General features: G+C 56.3%; 11 protein-coding genes and 5 tRNA genes. 15 read left to right on the forward strand and 1 reads right to left on the reverse strand.

Annotated features, from left to right (window positions below):
• Nucleotides 1-33: 33 nt before the first annotated feature.
• From DFP98_RS17980 to DFP98_RS18005, 6 genes are all read left to right on the forward strand, one after another.
• Nucleotides 34-4,587, forward strand: a complete 4,554-nt coding sequence (locus DFP98_RS17980; protein WP_116061991.1) for an S-layer homology domain-containing protein — start codon at nt 34-36, stop codon at nt 4,585-4,587.
• A gap of 256 nt (nt 4,588-4,843) precedes the next feature.
• A tRNA-Gly gene (locus DFP98_RS17985) sits at nt 4,844-4,918 on the forward strand.
• Nucleotides 4,919-4,921: 3 nt separating this feature from the next.
• Nucleotides 4,922-4,998: transfer RNA gene (locus tag DFP98_RS17990), tRNA-Arg, on the forward strand.
• A 17-nt stretch (nt 4,999-5,015) separates the two neighbouring features.
• A tRNA-Pro gene (locus DFP98_RS17995) sits at nt 5,016-5,092 on the forward strand.
• Nucleotides 5,093-5,099: 7 nt separating this feature from the next.
• Nucleotides 5,100-5,173: transfer RNA gene (locus DFP98_RS18000), tRNA-Gly, on the forward strand.
• An 83-nt stretch (nt 5,174-5,256) separates the two neighbouring features.
• A tRNA-Pro gene (locus DFP98_RS18005) sits at nt 5,257-5,333 on the forward strand.
• A gap of 422 nt (nt 5,334-5,755) precedes the next feature.
• On the opposite strand, the gene DFP98_RS18010 is transcribed toward DFP98_RS18005, so the two are convergent.
• Nucleotides 5,756-6,529 (reverse strand): RQC-minor-1 family DNA-binding protein, encoded by a 774-nt coding sequence (locus DFP98_RS18010; RefSeq protein WP_246016582.1) that lies wholly within the window; start codon nt 6,527-6,529, stop codon nt 5,756-5,758.
• 247 nt (nt 6,530-6,776) lie between these two features.
• On the opposite strand from DFP98_RS18010, the gene DFP98_RS18015 reads away from it, so the two are divergent.
• From DFP98_RS18015 to DFP98_RS18055, 9 genes are all read left to right on the forward strand, one after another.
• Complete coding sequence (locus tag DFP98_RS18015; RefSeq protein ID WP_181917763.1) at nt 6,777-7,544, forward strand: DeoR/GlpR family DNA-binding transcription regulator; 768 nt, start codon at nt 6,777-6,779, stop codon at nt 7,542-7,544.
• A gap of 144 nt (nt 7,545-7,688) precedes the next feature.
• On the forward strand, nt 7,689-9,458 hold the full coding sequence (locus DFP98_RS18020) for a class I mannose-6-phosphate isomerase (protein WP_116061993.1): 1,770 nt from the start codon (nt 7,689-7,691) through the stop codon (nt 9,456-9,458).
• A 21-nt stretch (nt 9,459-9,479) separates the two neighbouring features.
• A complete protein-coding gene (locus DFP98_RS18025; RefSeq protein ID WP_116061994.1) occupies nt 9,480-10,445 on the forward strand; it encodes an ROK family protein in 966 nt (321 codons plus the stop codon).
• Between the two features lie 250 nt (nt 10,446-10,695).
• Complete coding sequence (locus DFP98_RS18030; protein WP_116061995.1) at nt 10,696-11,490, forward strand: alpha/beta hydrolase; 795 nt, start codon at nt 10,696-10,698, stop codon at nt 11,488-11,490.
• 107 nt (nt 11,491-11,597) lie between these two features.
• Nucleotides 11,598-13,280, forward strand: a complete 1,683-nt coding sequence (locus DFP98_RS18035; RefSeq protein WP_116061996.1) for an extracellular solute-binding protein — start codon at nt 11,598-11,600, stop codon at nt 13,278-13,280.
• A gap of 584 nt (nt 13,281-13,864) precedes the next feature.
• Nucleotides 13,865-14,791 carry an ABC transporter permease gene (locus DFP98_RS18040; RefSeq protein WP_181917764.1) on the forward strand — a complete coding sequence of 309 codons (927 nt, stop codon included), beginning with the start codon at nt 13,865-13,867 and terminating at the stop codon, nt 14,789-14,791.
• A 14-nt stretch (nt 14,792-14,805) separates the two neighbouring features.
• Nucleotides 14,806-15,681 carry a carbohydrate ABC transporter permease gene (locus tag DFP98_RS18045; RefSeq protein WP_116061997.1) on the forward strand — a complete coding sequence of 292 codons (876 nt, stop codon included), beginning with the start codon at nt 14,806-14,808 and terminating at the stop codon, nt 15,679-15,681.
• Between the two features lie 39 nt (nt 15,682-15,720).
• The gene (locus DFP98_RS18050; protein ID WP_116061998.1) at nt 15,721-17,484 is read left to right on the forward strand and encodes a sensor histidine kinase; all 1,764 of its coding nucleotides are present in this window, start codon (nt 15,721-15,723) and stop codon (nt 17,482-17,484) included.
• Nucleotides 17,462-19,099: a response regulator gene (locus DFP98_RS18055; protein WP_116061999.1), complete on the forward strand. Its 1,638-nt coding sequence runs from the start codon at nt 17,462-17,464 to the stop codon at nt 19,097-19,099. Before DFP98_RS18050 ends, DFP98_RS18055 begins: the two co-directional genes overlap by 23 nt.
• Nucleotides 19,100-19,320: the final 221 nt, after the last annotated feature.

The following is a 19,320-nucleotide window of genomic DNA, read 5'->3' on the forward strand; positions in this document are numbered from 1 at the left end:
GTATTCATAGAACGGGAGACGGGGGATTTATCTATGCGGTTGGCAATGAGAAAATGGGCGTTGATTGTCGGGGCGAGCGGGTTGCTGTTTCTATTGGGAGCGATGCTGGATACGGCCGCGGTTCGGGCGGAGCCGCAGAAGCGGCTGGCCGACCTGCCGGTCGGGACGGTCGTACAGGATACGAGAGGGTTTACGGAGCCGTGGATCGTGCTGTCGCAGGATCATTTCGGAACGGATCGCACGCTGCTGGTATTAAAAGGACTTCATTCGGGAGGCAACCGTCCTTACTATACGAGCTCAAACTACGTATACGGTACGTCCAAGTGGGGAAACTCGGACATTCGACTGTGGCTGAGAGGAGATTTCTACGGCAGTCTGTCCGATCGTTTTCGCGCCGCGGTGCGAGAGACGACGACGGTCACGTACGGCGACGCGCTGACGGACGAGACAATCTTTTTACTGTCGGCGGCGGAGTGGGGGTATACCGATACCTACTATATGAAGCTTAACCACGGTACCGCGGTTGCCGGAGCGGGGAGCTACAAAACGTTGGGCCAGAACTATTGGACCCGTTCGCCGAGCTACGACAACAGTCCGAGTCTATTGATGGTCAAGCCGAACGGGGATATCGAATATCGGTACTACGCGGGAATGAGCTACGGGGTAAGACCTAGCGCGAATCTGGACAAGAACGCTCGGGTTTACGGCCCTTATACGGGGCCGGGCGGGCAGTTTTACACGCTGTTCACAGCTGATCCGGCCGTCGTGCTGGCCAGAATGCAGCATTATTCCGCTAACGGCGCCGGAGAGCTGACGATGGAAGAGTTGGATGCTATGGACGCCGCTCCGGCTTATGCCGTGAACTTGGAGGCTTATAAGGCCGCGATTGAGGGGGCGGGGACGATAGGCTCGGTGTCTCGGGTTCGGCAGCTCGTGACGGACGTCAATGCTGGGCAGCGTGCGACATGGGTTGCCGCAATAGCCAATTATGCGGCGGCGGGGGATGCCGGGTCGCTGACGATTGAGGAACTGCTCGCCGCCGGTATGGATCGCGTGAAAACAGAGGAGCTGCCCCGGTATCGGGCGGTTGTTGGCGGAGCGGGCGCGATTGGCGACGCGACGGAGCTGCAGGAGCTGGTCGACCAGGCCAACGGGCAGGCGCTGCAGGAGTTGTTCGACCGAATTCGGCAGTACGCGGCGTCGGGGAATGCCGACGAGCTGACGATGGAAGAGCTGCTAACGGTCGGAGCAGTTAGAACGATTGCGCTTCATCTGGCGATCTATAAAGCGGCGATTGCCGAAGCGGGAACGATTGCGGATTTGGCCGAGTTGCAGCGAATGATCGATCGGTCGAACGCTTTGACGATTATCCGCGATTATACGGCCAACCGGAACGCCGGGCCGCTGACGATCGCCGAGCTGGAGAACGCCGGAACGACCGAAGCGGTCGCGGCCAATCTGGCGGCCTACCGATGGGCACTCGTTCATGCCGCAGCGGTGAGCTCTCCGGGGGCGCTTCAACAGCTCGTCGATCGGGCCAACGTGGAGCAAACCCGCGCGCGCAGGCTTGTTCCTCAGCCGATAGCGGCTCTTCCCGCCGGAACGGTGGTCAAGGAGACCAAAGGGTTCGGAGAGCCGTGGATCGTGCATGCGCAAGGCCACTTCAGGGCAGGCTTGACGCTGCTTACGCTGAAGGGAGTTCATCCGAGCGGCGGTCGAGCGTTCCATAGCAGCTTTGATTACGATTTATCCAACTGGGAAAATTCCGATCTTCGGACGTGGCTAAGGAACGGCTTCTATAATAGCTTGTCCGAGCGCTTCCGCAGCGCGATAGAAACGACGACGACGAAGACGTACGGCCAGACGCTGACGGACGAGACCGTGTTCCTGCTGTCGGTCGCCGAGTGGGGATACGCCGATACTTACGATATGTATAAGGATCACGGTACGCTTGTGCCCGGTTCGGAAAACTATCGGACGATCAATGCGGATTACTGGACGCGTTCTCCAAGCTATGACAACAGTCCGAGCATTTTTTATGTGAAAAAGAACGGGACGTTCTCGTACAAGTATTTTGATTCTACGGCTCAAAGCGTGAGGCCTAGCGTCAACATTGGCTCGAATAGGGAAGTCTACGGTCCTTATTACGATGCGGGCGGAGCGGAGTACTATACGTTGTTTGCCGGCGAGCCTGGGCCGGCGCTGGCGAAGATTCGGTCCTACGCCGCGGGAGAGGATGTCGGCGAGCTTGCTTATGCGGATTTGATCTCGGCGGGGATCGAGGGCGCTGTGGACGATTATTTGCATGGCTACAGGGAAGCGATCGCTCAAGTCGGAGTCATTCAGGATTTGGCGGCGCTTCAGCAGGTGATCGACGGGGTCAATGCGGAGAAGTCCGCCGTTAAGACGATTGAAGCTTTCCGTTTTGACGGCCTGACGCCGCCGGCGATCGGGATCGTCGACGAGACGGAGAAGACGATCTCGGTGTCGGTTCCTTACGGGACGAATGTGAAGGCGCTGATGCCGACGATTGCTTATACCGGAGCGTCAGTGACGCCTGCACCCGGGGAAGCCCGCGATTTCACAGGGCCGGTGATCTATACGGTGACGGCGGCGGACGGATCGGAGCAAAGCTATACGGCGAACGTGACGATCCGGCCGGTGGATTCGGCGGATGCGCCTGTTCTCATGGCGGCGGAAGCGGGAGACGGTCAGGTGAGCTTGACATGGTCGCCTGCAGCGGGGGCGACCGACTACAGAATCTATTGGCGCACGGGCGAAGGTTCGTATGCTGCGCCGGCGTACACCGTAACCGGCGCTGTGTATGGTTATACGGCAACGGGATTGACGAACGGAACAGCCTACTTCTTCGTCGTTCAGGCTTCGTATGCGGGCGTGGACAGCGAGCTGTCCAACGAGCTTGTCGCCGTTCCGAGAACGGTTCCGGGAGTTCCGCGCGGCGTCGTCGCGACGGCCGGCGACGGCAGAGCCGAGGTTAGATTCGAGGCCCCCGCCAGCAACGGAGGCAGTCCGATTGTTCGGTACGAAGTGGCTGATGCAGCCGGACGAATGGTCGCCGCAGGAGCGGGAAGTCCGATCGCCGTGACAGGATTGGAGAACGGAACGGCGTATGCCTTTACCGTCACCGCGGTTAATGTTGCCGGTCCGGGCTTGCCTTCGGCGCTCTCTAATGAAGTGACGCCGAGAGCGGCTTCCAACGGAGGCAATCCGGGAGGCGGAGAAGGCGGGGGGAATGGCGGTAATGGAGGCAACGTCGGCGGAGGAGGCGGAGGCGGATCGTCCGCGCCGCAGACGCCGGCGGAATCGAAGGAGAACCCGGCTGCGAGCGTACAGGTTTGGGTGAACGGTCAAGTCGCAAGTCTGGGAGCAACGGCGAAGGAACGGCTGGGAGATCGGGAGGCGACGTTGTTGGTCGTCGATTCCGTCCTATTGGAGCGCGTGCTTTCTGCAAGCGAAGGCGCCAACGCCACGCTCAAGGTCGCGGATCGCTCGGCGGGCGGGTTAGTCGTGGCGTTGGACGCGCAAGCGCTGCGAATGCTGCAGCAGCGACACGCCACCGTCGAGCTGGATATCGGGACAAGCATATACCCTGTTCCCGTCGAGGCGATCGATCTGGCGGACGTAATGCGGCGTCTCGGCGGTGCAGCGGTGCAGACCGGCTTCAGCCTGCGGATCGAAGCTTTCCTTCCGGCGGAGGCCGCTCAGGAGCGGCTCGCGAAGACTGCGGCCGCAGAACGGCTTGAACTGCGCGGCTCGCCGGTTGAATTTGCGATTCGCGCCGTGCAGGGGGCGAAGTCCGTGCCAATCTCCCGCTTTAATGGCTATGTAGAACGGCTGATCGCGCTTCCGGACGGCGCTGCCGGGGCTGGAATATCGACGGGAGTTGTCATGGACGATAACGGAAGCTTGCGGCATGCGCCCACTAAGCTGATTAAGAGAGACGGCAAGCAGTATGCAAGAATAAGCAGTCTGACCAATAGTGTGTATGCGCTCGTTTCGCGCCCGGTTCATTTCTCGGATATGGCGGGCCATTGGGCGGAGGAAGATATCGCGGAGATGAGCGCCAGACTCGTAATCAACGGGGCAAAGGGGACGTTCGGACCGGATCGGCCGGTTACCCGGGCCGAATTCGCCGCGATGCTCGTACGCGCGTTAGGGCTTCCGCAGGCGGAGGGGACGACGATTCCATTTGCAGATGTGAATCCGGGCGTCTGGTACGCGGATACGGTGCATACGGCATACGTTTACGGAATGATCGGCGGATTCGAGGACGGTACGTTCCGTCCAACAGCTCGCATGACCCGCGAGCAGGCGCTGGTCATGATCGCCAGAGCGATGTCCTTAACCGGATTAAAGACCGACGTAGCGACAGGAACGAAGGCGAGCTTTCCTTTTGCCGACGCCGCCGAGGTGTCCGCCTATGCGAGAAGCGGCGTTGCCGCGGCGACGCAGGCCGGAATCGCGTCCGGCGCCAAGGACGGACGTCTGGCGCCTAAAGCCCAGATTACCCGGGCGGAGGTAGCCGCTCTTCTGAAGCGGTTGTTGGAGAAGTCCGATCTTATCTGATTATCGTTGAAGCGGTGAACGGCTTTTGCGCAGGCAGGCTCTTGGTCTGCCTGCGCAAAAGGACGCCGACTCCGTTAACGTCAACGGGAAGGGTGGCGGAAAAGCGCGTTGCCGAAGGGTCTAAAACCGGTGAATGAAAAAAATAAAAAAACTTTGTAAAAGGGGCTTGCAATTGTTTTAGGTATTTGTTATATTATTTCTTGTCGCCTCAAGTGATACGAACTAAACGGGCGGCGGCGGAAATGCCCAAAATCATGCGGAAATAGCTCAGTGGTAGAGCATCTCGTTGCCAACGAGAAGGTCGCGGGTTCGAATCCCGTTTTCCGCTCCATATGCGCCCTTAGCTCAGCTGGATAGAGCGTTTGACTACGAATCAAAAGGCCGGGAGTTCGAATCTCTCAGGGCGCGCCATTTTTACTCATAATTGTCGGGACGTAGCTCAGCTTGGTAGAGCACCTGGTTTGGGACCAGGGGGTCGCATGTTCGAATCGTGTCGTCCCGACCATCGTTTTGCGGGTGTAGTTCAATGGTAGAACTTTAGCCTTCCAAGCTAATAGCGTGGGTTCGATTCCCATCACCCGCTCCATTTATAACAAACAAGACGACAAGCCTACGGGCTTTTTTTTGACTCATGTCGCTTGTTGGTCGAGGCACTAATTTCATATTTGTCGGGACGTAGCTCAGCTTGGTAGAGCGCTTGGTTCGGGTCCAAGAGGTCGCATGTTCAAATCGTGTCGTCCCGACCATTACACAATCACGGATTGCGGGTTTTTGCCCGCAATTTTTTTGTTTTTATATACTGTGCTAGCGATCATGATTTCATCGAGAGTTCGAATTTGCGCGTGCAACGGTCTGGCAGACCGAAAGAGAGGGGCGCCCGCACGAATTTGCGCGTGTAACGGTCTGACAACGTAAGAGAGGGGCGCCCGCACGAATTTGCGCGTGTAACGGTCTGGCAGACCGTAAGAGAGGAGCGCCCGCTCGAATTTGCGCCTGTAACGGTCTGGCAGACCGTAAGAGAGGGGCGCCCGCACGAATTTGCGCCTGTAACGGTCTGGCAGACCGTAAGAGAGGGGCGCCCGCACGAATTTGCGCGTGTAACGGTCTGACAGACCGTAAGAGGATGGCCGCACTCTCGAATCGGTTACCTGAATGTGCGGCTACGCGTTCACAACCAAGCCTCGCGCTGTCCATGGCGGTTCTCTCGGCACGATTCGCATCGCTTTGGAGGTTTCCAGCCGCGCATGCGGAACTTGTCCTGCTCCTCGACAGTCCACTCGAATCTTTTGCCGCACTCCCAGCACTTCAGACGCTCGCTGCCACGCGGCTCGATGAGAGGCTCTCCAGGCGTGTAGTAGAACGACCTGTAAGCGCCTTCCAGCATTAACGGCGACTCAGAATTCCCCTGTTCCAGATAGTCGATTACTTTTCCGATTGCTTCTCGCACCTTCCGATAGTCTATCGGTGCCCATTGTCGCAGCAGCGGGAGGTACCGAGCGTCGTGCGTGCGTGCGACCTTCTCGAGAAACAGGAGGATCATGCTGCGGTTCAGATCCTTTAAATAGGTCATATCCAGATCCTGCGGAACTGTATCGGCCCACATCTCCCACTGTTTCAACATTAGCTCCGTCATATTCTCGATCTGGATTTCCCAGCCTCGGTCCGTGAATACGAGCAGCGGCATATCCCGATCGTAATCAATCGCAAAGAAGTCGTGCAGGATCATCCAGTCGACACGCTCTGTAATCTGGTCCAACGTCAGAGACCGAAAGTATCCGTACCCTGCGCTTTTGTCCAGTCCAATCGCAAGCAGCTTCTTGTCGCGCGAGCCTTTCAATACTTTTGCCAGCATGCTTCGGCCGGCTTGTCCGACAATGCTGTCCCCTGCAAGCAGCATAGCCCGCACATCGTCTTCCGTCACTACAAGTGCCTGATCTGCCATATCAATTCCTCCCGTAGACTGTGCCTTGGCATGAGGTCCCCTGGCCGAATTTTCACAGAAGAATAGATCGTCCCTTCAATTCATTAGAAAGCACTATTATGTATGTAATTATAAAATTAAAACAGCTATTCGGCCAAATCTAACTTGATTTTAGCTAACTGAAACTGATTCTCTACCGCAGCGTCCTTCGCCAAATTGAAATCGTATGTTATATTATGATTGAAATTGAAAAGTTGAGGTGCATGGCGTGCTTCCCATTCAGCGCAAATCCGCGATTATCGAGCATTTAGCCAATGAAGGCGGATGTACGATTAAACAGCTTAGCCAAGTGTTGAAAGTGTCCGAGATGACGGTTCGCCGCGATTTGAAGCAATTAGAATCCAGCGGGAATGTGATCCTGTCGCATGGCGGAGCGATACTTGCTCCGGATTATGTAAAGGAACCGCAGGCAACCGATAAAGAAAGCCGGAATAAGGATGTCAAGGAACGGCTGTCTGCTTATGCCGTTAAGCATTTCGTGCATGAGGGAGACGTGCTCGTTCTCGAGGGTGGAACGACTGTGGCTCGCATGGCCGCGTATTTGCATCCGTTCTCCCAATTGACTGTGCTGACGAACGGATTAAGCACGTTAAATTCGTTGCGGGAGAGAGCGGGGCGGCATGTCGTGCTGAGCTGCGGAGGGACGCTGCGGGAGCAATCCGGCACATTCGTCGGTCCGGTCGCGGAATCGTTCTTCGAGCAGTTTCATGCCGATAAAGTGTTCTTGTCCGGGCTTGGCTTTACTTCGGACACCGGCTTCACCGACCCTAATTTGCTGGATACCCGAGTGAAGCAGGCGATGGTTCGTTCCGCTCGGCAAACCATTATGCTGCTGGACTCGTCCAAGTTCGGGGCCAGGTCGTTCACGACGACGGTCATGGCGACCGAGGTTTCCGCCGTGATAACGGATAGCGGAGTACCTGCGGACATAGCGGATTACTTCAATCGACACAATATCCCCTTGCACATCGTATAGAGACGATAGACGAGCTATTAAATCTGCCTATTCTATTATAGGGCAGATTTTTTTTAAGATTACATGTTATAATGTGATAATTAATGTTAATATATGATATAGTTTGATTGACTATGATTAAGCTGAAGGAGGCGCTTCGTACAAATGTCATCCAATGCGAACAATAAAAAAAGCTATAATCTGACGCCTACCGTGCCAATCAAAGACTGGGATCAATATGTGTGGCAAAGCTACGATCAGATCGCATCGGAGCTTCAAGACCGGATCAGCCGCTCGCCGCGCCGTAAAACGGTGCTGGTCGTCGAATGCTACCCGACAGTCCGGCAAGAAGAAATCATTCAGGCGCTTCAATCGCGGCTTAACCTCACCAAGGTAATCCGTTCCGAGCAGGCGGCGATGCCCGGCGAGCAAATCAAGGCGCTAATCCAGCGCTATTTGACCGACGATAGGGTATTCGGGTATATGTCGCCTTGTACGGTCGACGAGTTTTATTCGCGGGAGCTGCTGCAAGATTTGAAAAATGAAGCGGATACGGTCGAGGACGGGCTGGTCGTCGTCATCGGCTTTGGCGCATCGCTGGTTGCGGAGGGGGATATCCTGGTCTATGCGGATATTGCCCGCTGGGAAATTCAGCAGCGCTATCGATCGAAGGAATTCGGCAATTGGCGTCTGGACAACCGGGAGGAGGAAACTCTTCGCAAGTACAAAGCGGGTTTCTTCTTCGAATGGCGTATGGCTGATCGGCTGAAGCGCCAACTATTTTCCCGAATCGACTATTATCTGGATACCAACGCCAAGGACGATCCGAAAATGGTGACCTGGGATGCCCTGATGGCCGGGCTTCGGCAGACGGCTTCGCAGCCGTTCCGTCTCGTTCCTTATTTCGATCCAGGCGTATGGGGAGGCAAGTGGCTGGAGGAGAAGATCGATTTGCCGCCAAGAGAGAACCCGTATGCATGGGGCTTCGACGGCGTCCCGGAAGAGAACAGTCTATATTTCCAGTACGGCTCGGTTCGTATGGAGCTGCCGTCCATCAATCTGGTTTTTTTCCAGCCACGCGAGCTTCTTGGTGACAGAGTGTACGCCCGCTTCGGGGCGGAGTTTCCGATTCGCTTCGATTTACTGGATACGATCGGGGGCGGAAATCTCAGCCTTCAGGTGCATCCGACGACGGACTACATTCGCTCAACGTTCGGAATGAATTATACGCAGGATGAGAGCTACTATATTCTCGATTCCAAGCCGGGCGCTCTCGTGTACCTTGGTCTGAGGGAAGATGCAGACGGCGAGGCTATGCTGCGGGAACTGCAGCTCGCTCAGGAGGGAGAGATCTCATTCCCGGCGGAGCAATACGTAAACACGTATGCCGCGAACAAACACGACCATTTTCTCATTCCGGCAGGCACGATTCACTGCTCGGCATCGGATTGCATGGTTCTGGAGATCAGCGCAACGCCTTACATTTTCACCTTTAAGCTGTGGGATTGGGGACAGATCGGGCTGGACGGCAAGCCGCGTCCCGTTCATCTTGAGCATGGCGAGAAAGTGATTCAGTGGGATCGCACGACATCCTGGGTTGAGAAACAGCTCGTCAATTCGATTGTGCAGGTCGGAGGAGGAGCGGGCTGGCGGGAGGAACGAACGGGCCTGCATGAATTTCAGTTTATCGAAACCCGTCGGCACTGGTTCTCGGAGCCGGTTCTGCACGAAGCGAACGGAAGCGTGCATATGCTGAATCTCGTCGAAGGCGAAGAAGCGGTCGTGGAAAGTCCGAGTGGCGAGTTCGAGCCTTTTGTTGTACGGTATGCGGAAACGTTTATTGTTCCGGCGTCTGTCTCAAGCTACACAATTCGTCCTAGCGGCCCGAGCGAAGGCGGGAAGATTGCTACGATCAAAGCCTATGTTCGGTCTTGAACGCTTGAGGGGGATACGCAGATGAATAACGGGCTTTTGCTTGCTTTCGATGTCGGGGGAACCTATATCAAAGCCGGAATTATCGCTGCGGACGGCACGGTGCTGGAACAGTCGCTGACGCAATACGAGTCATGCGCGAACGGGACCGCCGAGGAGATCATAGCTCATTTTATTTCGATTACACGGGAATTGGCGGCGAAAATAAATGGGGATCCGAAGGCGCGAATTAGCGGAATCGGTTATGCGTTTCCCGGGCCTTTCGACTATGAGCGCGGGATCAGTTATATTCGCGAGCTGAATAAGTTCGAGGCGATCTACGGGGTAAATATAGGGGAGAAGCTCAGGAGCGGCTGCGAGCAAGATGCCGGCATCGCGGCATCCCTGGCTCCGGGCTGGCGGCTCGCGTTCGAGAACGACGCCTCCTTGTTCGCCCTCGGCGAGGCTGTGCACGGGGCCGCCAGCGCCTACAATCGCGTCGTATGCATGACGATCGGGACCGGCTTAGGCTCCGGCTTCGTCGAGAACGGACGACTGGTCAAGCGGCGTTCGGACGTACCGGAGAACGGGTGGCTGTATCATGTGCCTTACGAGAACGGCGTAGCGGACGACTTCGTATCCCGTCGGGGCGTGCTTGGATTGGCTGCGCAACTGGGGCTGCGTCTCGACGAAGGGCAGGATGTCAGGGAGCTTGCTCAGGCGGCGTTAGCGGGAGATGAACCGGCGATTCGGGTATTCCGGCTGTTCGGAGAACGGATGGGGAGCATTCTGGAAGCGCCTCTGCTAAGCTACCGGCCGGATGCGATCGTAATCGGAGGCCAGATCGCGAAAAGCGGGGAGCTATTTCTTCCTGCCTTGGCCGCCAAGCTTCGCGGCGCCGGTCTGAACGCTCCCATTCTGTTGAGCGAGAATACGCTGCTCGGCACTTTCCGGGGAATTTACCATCTGGTGGCCGGGGCGGACGTTTATTTGCCGGAGCAACCTTTTTAGAACGGTCATCGCATAAGGTCGCAGAGGGAGTCGAACAGCGGTTCGGCTCCTTTTTCTACTTGTCTGCTCGCACGTACCAGTCGCTCCTCGCATAGAGGCATGCGACTTTTTTAGGTTTATCGTTACTTATCAGTCGTTTCCTCCGAGCTTATTGAAAATGGTTTCGGGCGGATCTACGATAGGTTCGTACAACGATTGGGGAGAAAATTGCGGCTGAACGATATGGATTTTATCAAGGGGAGGAAGAAGCATGGCGCTTATTCAATGCGGTTTTTATTCGGATATTTTGAGCTTGTCCGTTTCTATGAATGTTATTGTTCCGCAAGCGCTCGCGATGAACGCCGGGGGGACTGGATGGGAAAACGGAGGACGCCGACTGCCTGTACTTTATCTGCTGCACGGCTTGTCCGACGATCATTCGACTTGGCTGAGACGCACGTCGATCGAACGCTATGCGGAGGAGCGCGGTGTGGCTGTCGTGATGCCGGAAGTTCATCGGAGCTTCTATTCCGACATCGGCAAGCATCGTCAATACTGGACGTTCGTCAGCAAGGAACTTCCCTCCATCGCGGAAGCGCTGTTTCCCGTTGCGACCGACCGCTCAGGAAGGTTCGTCGCGGGCTTGTCGATGGGGGGCTATGGGGCGTTTAAGCTGGCGCTGCGGTTGCCCGAGCGTTATGCTTCGGCAGCCAGCTTGTCGGGAGCGCTCGATTTTGCGGGTATCGGCGCCTTTATGGGAGACGAAGCGCAAGAGGTGTTCGGGGATCGTCCGGCAGCCGGATCCGACAACGACTTGTTCGCCCTGGCGGAACGTCTCGCGCGGGGAGCGGCAGATAAGGAGGCTCTTCCGGCCTTTTATCAGTGCTGCGGCACGGAAGACTTCCTGTACGACGACAATCGGCGGTTTCTGGACCACGTCCGCAAGCTGGGGCTGTCGCTGACCTATGAAGAGGGTCCGGGCACGCACGCTTGGGACTATTGGGACGCACATATCCGCAAAGTGCTGGATTGGCTCCCGCTGGAGAAGGCCAATCGCCCAATATAGTGCGATAAGCTTGACAGGTTTCCATATCGGGCGACGGAAGCGCCTTGCTATAATGAGGCCAGGCAACGCGCGAAGCCCGGTAGTCATTATGATCCAGGGGGACGGATATGAACAGAACCGTGAAAACGTTATCTTTGCTGGCTGCGGTCAGCCTAATGCTATGGCTGGCCGGCTGCTCGGGAAATCAGGCTGCGAAGCCGAGGGAAAGCGAAACATCTTCGTCGCAGCCGTCCGCGACGGCACAGGAAAGCTCGTCCTCGTCGGACGCCGGGGACTGGAAGCGCAAGAAGTTCGATCCGCCGGTGACGATATCGACCGCTTTCGCCATTCGCGATCTGGATAAGCTTCGGAACGGCGACACTTACGAGGACAATCCGCTGACGCGCTGGTATCGGGACAATCTCGGCATTCAGACGAAGTATCAATGGCTGCTGACCGACCAGGGAGACGCGTTGAATCAGAAGATCAGACTGGCGATGGCCAGCGGAGAGAAGCTGCCGGACCTGCTGCCGATCAGCGATAACGTTCTGCTGAACGAGCTGATCGAATCCGGACAAATTATGGCGATCGACGAATCGTTCGAGAAGTACGCCTCGCCGCGTACGAAGGAAGCCTATGCGAAAAATCCGGACGTGTGGATGGCCGTGACCAAGGACGGGAAAAAGTGGGGGCTGCCTACGATCTCGGACGGAAATATCGGCGATACGATTATGTGGATTCGCCAGGATTGGCTGGACTCGGTCAACCTGCAAGCGCCTCAGACGATGGAACAATTCGAGGCTTTGCTGGAGGCGTTTAAGCAGAAATACCCGGACAAGGTTCCGCTGGCGCTGTCCGGCAAGGCGCTGCAGCCGCTTGCAGGCTATATGGGCGACGCGCAATTCGTATTCGGCGGAACGCAGCCCTATATTTGGGACAAAGGGGAGGGCGGCAAGCTGCGATACGGCTCCGTGCAGCCCGGATTTAAAGACGGCCTCGCCAAATTAAAGCTCTGGTTCGAGAAAGGGTACCTCGGCAAGGAATTCGCGACGCACGATGAGCAGAAGGCGGCTTCGCTGTTTACGTCGGGGGAGGCCGGCATCATTTTCGGACCGGGCTGGATGGGCGCCTGGCCGCTGGAGGATACGGCGAAGAATGTCCCCGGGGCGGTCGTTAAGCCGTACGAGCTTCCGTCCGGCGTCGACGGTACCGTCGGCCGCATCGGCACCAAGCTGGTGTACATTACGTACGTGTTCCGCAAGGACTTCGAGCATATGGATGCACTGTTTCAGTACTACGACGTGTCGATGGGCGTATTGCTCGAAGATCCGGACAGTCCGTTCGCCGCCGGACAGGGCGAAGGCTACGACTATGTGATGGTGGACGGCAAGCCTAGCTGGGACGTCCCGGACGGCGCGATTGATCTGAGGTATACGATGGCGACGGTCGGCAATACGCCTCCTGGAATGATCGAAGGCCCGAACATCTATGAACGCGTAATTGCCGGGAAGAGAGATACAATCTATGAGCAGAAGCTGGCTTTCTCCAGCACGCCGTTATTCCTTGAAGGCATGCTCGTCTCGCTCAAGCAGCTGGACAAGGCGCGTCGCGATATGTTTATCGGCGCTCCGGTGAAAACGATGGTCAGCAAGTGGCCGCTGCTCACCCAGATGGAGAGCGAAGTTACGATCGGGTATATCTATGGAAAATTAACCGACGCCGAGCTGGACCAATTCATTCAGGATTGGTTGTCCAAGGGCGGACAGCAAATAACGGACGAGGTTAACGAATGGTATGCCTCGGTCCAGTGATCTAGGGGGCACATGAACGAAGAGGGGGAGGGAGCTGTCCCCCATAAGCAGAGTTGCTTGAGAGGATCGATATAAAAAAGAGATGTATGTATCTCCCGGAGACCTAATCATGGCCTATAACACTTCCAGATAATTACCGGTAGTTATCTGCAAAATCATCGAAGACGCTTAAGTGATTTGCAACCTTCGATTTCGGTCGATTTGTACGAATTTTCCTACAAGCTTCCGTCGTTTGAACCTGACTCGAATTGCTTTGTACGAATTTTCCTACAAATTTCCGTCGTTTGAGCCTGATTCGAATTGCTTTGTACGATTTTTCGAACAGCGCCTACGTCGTTTGCTTCTTATTTAAGCTGTGGAAACGTTGTGGGTCGCGATTAACCCGGGGACTGCCTCATACTCTCCTGAAATCACCCTATCATGAGTTTACCTATTCAGATTTCAGGAGTGTATAGCACCGGAGCGAGGTACATCCCCCTTTCACCTTTATCATCGATTATCTTTCACAGCAACTTGGGTTGGCTTATGAGACAGCACCCTGTCCTTCTTTGCGTCCATGTGAGCCGTTACGGAGGAGGGAGCATATGCAGGCTTCGGCGCAACAAGCGAAACGTTCCGGACAAGGGGGGCTTCGCAGAAACGGGATGCTCCATCTTTTTTTACTGCCGTCCGTCATATTGCTGATCGTATACAGCTATATTCCGATGGCCGGTATCGTTATCGCCTTTCAGAATTACAAAACCTACAAGGGCATCGGCGGCTCCGAGTGGGTAGGGCTGGAGCATTTCCGCACGATGTTCATGGACGAGAGAATCGTCCAAATAATCGAGAACACGCTCGTGATTGCGCTATCCAAAATGGCTGCCGGTTGGGTGGCGCCGCTGATCTTCGCGCTGCTGCTGAACGAGGTTCGCATTCTGCTGTTGAAGAGAGCCGTGCAGACGCTTGTATACTTGCCGCATTTTCTGTCATGGGTCATTCTGGGAGGCATTCTGACGGATATGCTGTCGGAGCACGGAATCGTCAACGCCGCGATGCGCGCGCTCGGTCTGCCTTCCGTCTTCTTTCTTGGAAGCGGAGGATGGTTCCGTTTTACATTGGTGGTCAGCGACATCTGGAAGGAATTCGGGTTCGGCACGATCATTTATTTGGCCGCTCTTGCCGGCGTAAACCCCGCGCTCTACGAGGCTGCGGAAATCGACGGGGCGAGCCGCCTGAGACAGACGTTTCATGTAACGCTGCCCTCCATTATTAAAGTGGGAGTCGTAATCGGCACACTCTCTCTGGGCAATGTGCTGAACGCGGGCTTCGACCAGGTCTTTAATATGATTAATCCTATCGTAGCCGGCAAGGGCGAGATTATCGACACTTACGTCTACAAGGTCGGGCTGCTGCAAGGCGCATTCTCGTTCGCGACGGCCGTCGGTCTGTTCAAATCGGTCGTTTCATTAGTGCTGATCGCGCTAACCTATCGTCTGGCTTACAAATACGCGAATTATCGGATATTCTAGAGGGAGACGGTCCCATGTACTATAAATCACCAGGCTATCGAGCGTTCGCCTTCGCGAATACCGGGCTGCTCCTGGCCATCAGCATCGCATGCGTGCTGCCGCTGGTTCACGTCGTCGCGGTGTCGCTCAGCTCCAGCGCGGCGGCTACGGGCAATCTGGTGTCGCTCTGGCCGATCGGCTTTACTCTCGACAATTACGCGAAGACGTTCGGCAGCTCTCAGTTTCTCCAAGCGCTCTGGATTAGCGTGCTGCGCACGACGCTGGGAACGCTGCTGAGCATGGCGCTATGCGTATTGGCGGCCTATCCGATGTCCAAGGCGGACGAGAAATTCAAGGGACGTTCGCTGTACTCCTGGTTTTTCGTTGCGACGATTCTGTTTAACGGCGGCTTGATTCCCGCTTATATCGTCGTTGTCAAAACCGGCATTAACAATACGCTGCTCGCGCTGATTTTGCCGGGGGCGGTCGCCGTGTTTAACGTCGTGCTGATGATGAACTTTTTTCGCGGCATTCCCGCCGAGCTGGAGGAGGCGTCGCAGATCGACGGCGCTTCGCACCTTCGTACCTTGATTAACGTGTATTTGCCGATATCGATGCCGTCGATCGCCACTCTGTCGCTGTTTTCGATGGTCGGTCATTGGAATTCGTGGTTCGACGGCTTGATTTATATGGAGGCGGCCAAGCAGCCGCTCGCCACGATGGTCCAGGCGCTGGTGGCCAATCTGGATTTGACGCGGATTAATCTAAATCCCGAGGATATTAAGAACCTCTCCCAGCGGGGGCTGCGCTCGACGCAGATCTTTTTGGGAGCGCTTCCGATTCTCGTTGTGTATCCGTTTCTGCAAAAATATTTCGTTAAAGGAATGACGCTGGGAGCCGTCAAGGAGTAGCCGTCGGCAAGCGGCGGAGTTCGGCGGGAGGACGAGATCGTGCAAATTCAAAGGGACATTTTTCGCAAAATGCTGGCGGTTATCGTTTCCTTGCTGCTGCCGATGCTCCTGCTGCTGTTCTACTCCAATCAAACCGGTATCGCCGTCGTGGAGAAGGAAATCAAAGCTTCGTCCGTTCACAAGCTGAGCTTCCTGCTTAGCCAACTGGACGCGCAAATCTATCAGCTTAACGCCAATATGCTGACGCTGGTGAGGGATGTCGAAGCCCAGAAATACGCGACCCGGTTCACGGAAGATCCCTACGATCGAAGCCGCCTTCGGGCGGAGCTGGAAAACAAGCTGCTGCTCCTCAGCATCACCAGCCCTTGGACGAACCGGATCGCGCTATACGCGCCGATGCTGGACATCGTAGTATCGAGCGACGGCAAAAGCGGCTTCGACAAATCCGAGCGCGAAGAGGACAAGCCGACCTCCTGGAGCTTCAAGGGAGAGCCGTCCCAGCCGAGTACGTGGGCTTTCGTAAGAAGAATGACGGACAGTCGGCCCAAAACCGGCGACATTCGCAATGCGTCCCTTGCAGTGGAGACGACGTTCTCCGGGCTCAGTCTTCGGAGCATGCTGGATCAATACAAGGCAGGCAGCTCGGGCAATCCGTTTATCTGGTTGCCGGAGGAGGAGATTGTCATCGGCAATCGACACTCTTTACCCGAGCAGGCGCGGGAGGTGGCAGAGAAGCTTGAGGCCGTATTCCCGGATCGAAGCGGTTCCGTTGTCCAGACGCTTACGGATGGGGGAAAGGTTCTCTCTACCTTCTTATACTCCGAAGCTCTGCAAGGATATCTGATCGATTACGTGCCCCTGAACGAGTCGCTGGCCCCGATCGCCCGCCAGAGAGGGCTTTTTTACCTGGTATCCGCCCTGATGCTCGTCACGGCTGCTTTGTCCGCCCTTTTGCTCTATCGCCATGTGAGAGTGCCGATCAGACGGCTGGTCGAAGGCGTTCAGCATATCCGGTTGGGCCATTACGGAGCCCGGATCCACGACCGGGCCAGCTCCGAGTTCACTTTCCTGTACAATCGGTTTAATCAGATGGCCGAGCAGATTCAGGAATTGATCGAACGCGTGTACGAGGAGCGAATCCGCACGAAGGATGCGCGCGTGAAGCAATTGCAGTCGCAGATCAATCCGCATTTTCTGTACAACTGCTTCTCGCATATTATTCATATGGCTGAAATGGGCAATGCGGAAGGCGTTGCGGCGATGTCGCACAATTTGAGCGATTATTACCGCTATACGACAAGGGCGGACAAGCCGGACGCGACGCTGGCGGAGGAGCTGGCGCTGGTCGTGAATTATTTGGAGATCCAGAAGATTAGACTCCCCCGACTCGATTACCGGATCGACGTGCCGGAACGGGCGCGAAGCTTGCCGTTTCCCCGGCTGCTGCTGCAGCCGCTGGTGGAAAATGCCGTCGTGCACGGAATCGAGCCGTTCTCCCGCCCCGGCTTTGTGTCCGTGAGCGGAGAAATTCGCCCCGGCGAGCTGGCCCTATACATTGCCGACACCGGACCGGGCATGTCCGGCGAGGAGCTGCGGTCGCTCGCCTCCGATCTGGACGGTTCCAGGTCGGAGGACAGCGGGTACGGGATGTATAACGTGCATCAGCGGCTTCAACTCGTATATGGCGCGGCAGCGGGATTAAGCTTCGACCGGCTGCCGGAGGGCGGCTTCCGCATTGAGATGCGCATTCCCTATTCCGGAGAAACGGAGGAGCGGCCGAATGATCCATGTGATGATCGTTGACGACGAAGCTCAAATCGCGCACGGAATCGCGGCGCTGCTGCCTTGCGAGGAACTGGGGATCGGCGCCGTGCATGTCGCGTATTCCGCCGAGGAGGCGCTGCGGAAGCTGGCGGATTCGCCGATCGGCATCGTGCTGACGGACATCCGGATGCCGGACTGCGACGGAATCTCTCTGCTGAAGGCGATCAAAGAGCGATGGAAGAGAACGAAGGTGATCATGCTTACCGGGTACGCCGATTTCGATTATGCGAAGGAGGCGCTTCAAGGGCAGGCGACGGATTATTTGCTGAAGCCGGTGCGCAAGGACACGCTGGAGAAGACGGTCGGCCAAGCCATTGAGCAGCTGCGCGGGGAATGGGAGGAGATCGCTTCGGCGGAGCGAGCGATGCGCACGCTGCGTACGTACGAGCCCGAATTGAAGGCGAAGCATCTCAACGATCTGATCGCGGGTCTTCGGATGGCCGAGTCCGAGCTGGCAGAGAAGCTGGCATGGTTCGGGCTCCCTTACGGCAAGGGGGACGGCTGCATTCTGTTGCTGGCGAGAACGGAGCATTCCGAGGGGGCGGAGGATCGTGAGGATGCCGCCTTGTTGGCGTACGGGCTGGAAAATATCGCCGAGGAAACGTTCTCCGACGATTTTCATTTCTGGCGCTGCCGCGACGCCCACGGCCATCTCGTGTTTCTCGTCAAGCCTGTGGGACGTGCCGACTCCCTTTCGCCCGAGGGCGAAAGGTCTGCGATCCGGGACGCGGAACGCTGCGCGGTTTTATTCCATAAACATGCGGAGCAATTTCTGAAAGCGAATGTTACTTTGTATATGAGCGGAATCGGCGAATTTCCTTCGGAGGTTCCGGACATGTACGAGTGTACGCTGTCGGCGATTCGCGACGGGAGCTCTCCACAGGGACAATTCCTCATTATGGCCGACGAGGCGAGAACCGCCGAACCCGGCTATTTGCGCTGCTTGCATGAGCCGCCGCTGCTCAGGCACTTGTTCGAAATTGGCGATTGGGACGCGATCAGAGATAAGATGAACCGCGCGCTGGAGTATACCGATGCTCCTGACGGCTCCAAGACCGAGCAATCGGCAGAGGTATATTTAACGTTCGCCGCCGCTTTGTGCACGCATTTGCACAAACGCGGACGACGGTTGACGGAATTTCTCGGCAGGGTCCCCGGGCCGAGCCCGGACTCGGCCTTCTTGTGGACTCCGGTGCGGTTGAAAAGTTGGATCTCCGAAATTTTGGATTTGCTTCGCAAGGAGGGGGACGAGAGGGCGGGGGGAAGGACGGATGCGATTGTCCGGCTTCAGCAATTCATTGCGGAGCGGCTGGCCGAGGATCTATCGTTGCAGAGAATGGCCGATTACATCTATATGCACCCGACGCATCTGTCCAAAATCTATAAGAAGGAAACGGGAGAGGGCATCAGCGAATACTTGACCCGTCTGCGGATGGAGCGGGCGGCCCAGTTGCTCGGCAGCACGGACGTTAAAATCTATGAAATCGGCTGTATGACGGGCTACTTGAATGCCAATTATTTCATTAAAGTGTTCCGCCGGCAGTTCGGCGCGACGCCGCAGGAATACCGCGAGCGGCTGCGCCGGGATTCCTGAGCGAGCGGTCTGCGCGGACAATGGGCTAAAAAAAACGGCTTCCCCACTCACAATAATGGGAGGAAGGAGGTCGTTTTTTTTGTTGTCCTGTGGGATTTAGCCCGAAAAAGATGAATTAAAAGGAGATTTTCGTCGCTCATTGTAGTATGATAAAAGTTAGAGCTTTTGGTGAACGATCGGTGAACAATGAGCTGGATGATTCAGAAAGTATAAAATTCGCT

Source organism: Cohnella phaseoli, from assembly GCF_003386235.1.
GTDB classification, from domain to species: domain Bacteria; phylum Bacillota; class Bacilli; order Paenibacillales; family Paenibacillaceae; genus Cohnella; species Cohnella phaseoli.

Bases quoted from the DNA above. Each gene is read 5' to 3' on its own strand.
- DFP98_RS17980 (WP_116061991.1), top strand. From the start codon at position 34: ATGCGGTTGGCAATGAGAAAATGGGCGTTGATTGTCGGGGCGAGCGGG.
- DFP98_RS18010 (WP_246016582.1), bottom strand. From the start codon at position 6,529: ATGGCAGATCAGGCACTTGTAGTGACGGAAGACGATGTGCGGGCTATG.
- DFP98_RS18020 (WP_116061993.1), top strand. From the start codon at position 7,689: ATGTCATCCAATGCGAACAATAAAAAAAGCTATAATCTGACGCCTACC.
- DFP98_RS18025 (WP_116061994.1), top strand. From the start codon at position 9,480: ATGAATAACGGGCTTTTGCTTGCTTTCGATGTCGGGGGAACCTATATC.
- DFP98_RS18030 (WP_116061995.1), top strand. From the start codon at position 10,696: ATGGCGCTTATTCAATGCGGTTTTTATTCGGATATTTTGAGCTTGTCC.
- DFP98_RS18035 (WP_116061996.1), top strand. From the start codon at position 11,598: ATGAACAGAACCGTGAAAACGTTATCTTTGCTGGCTGCGGTCAGCCTA.
- DFP98_RS18040 (WP_181917764.1), top strand. From the start codon at position 13,865: ATGCAGGCTTCGGCGCAACAAGCGAAACGTTCCGGACAAGGGGGGCTT.
- DFP98_RS18045 (WP_116061997.1), top strand. From the start codon at position 14,806: ATGTACTATAAATCACCAGGCTATCGAGCGTTCGCCTTCGCGAATACC.
- DFP98_RS18055 (WP_116061999.1), top strand. From the start codon at position 17,462: ATGATCCATGTGATGATCGTTGACGACGAAGCTCAAATCGCGCACGGA.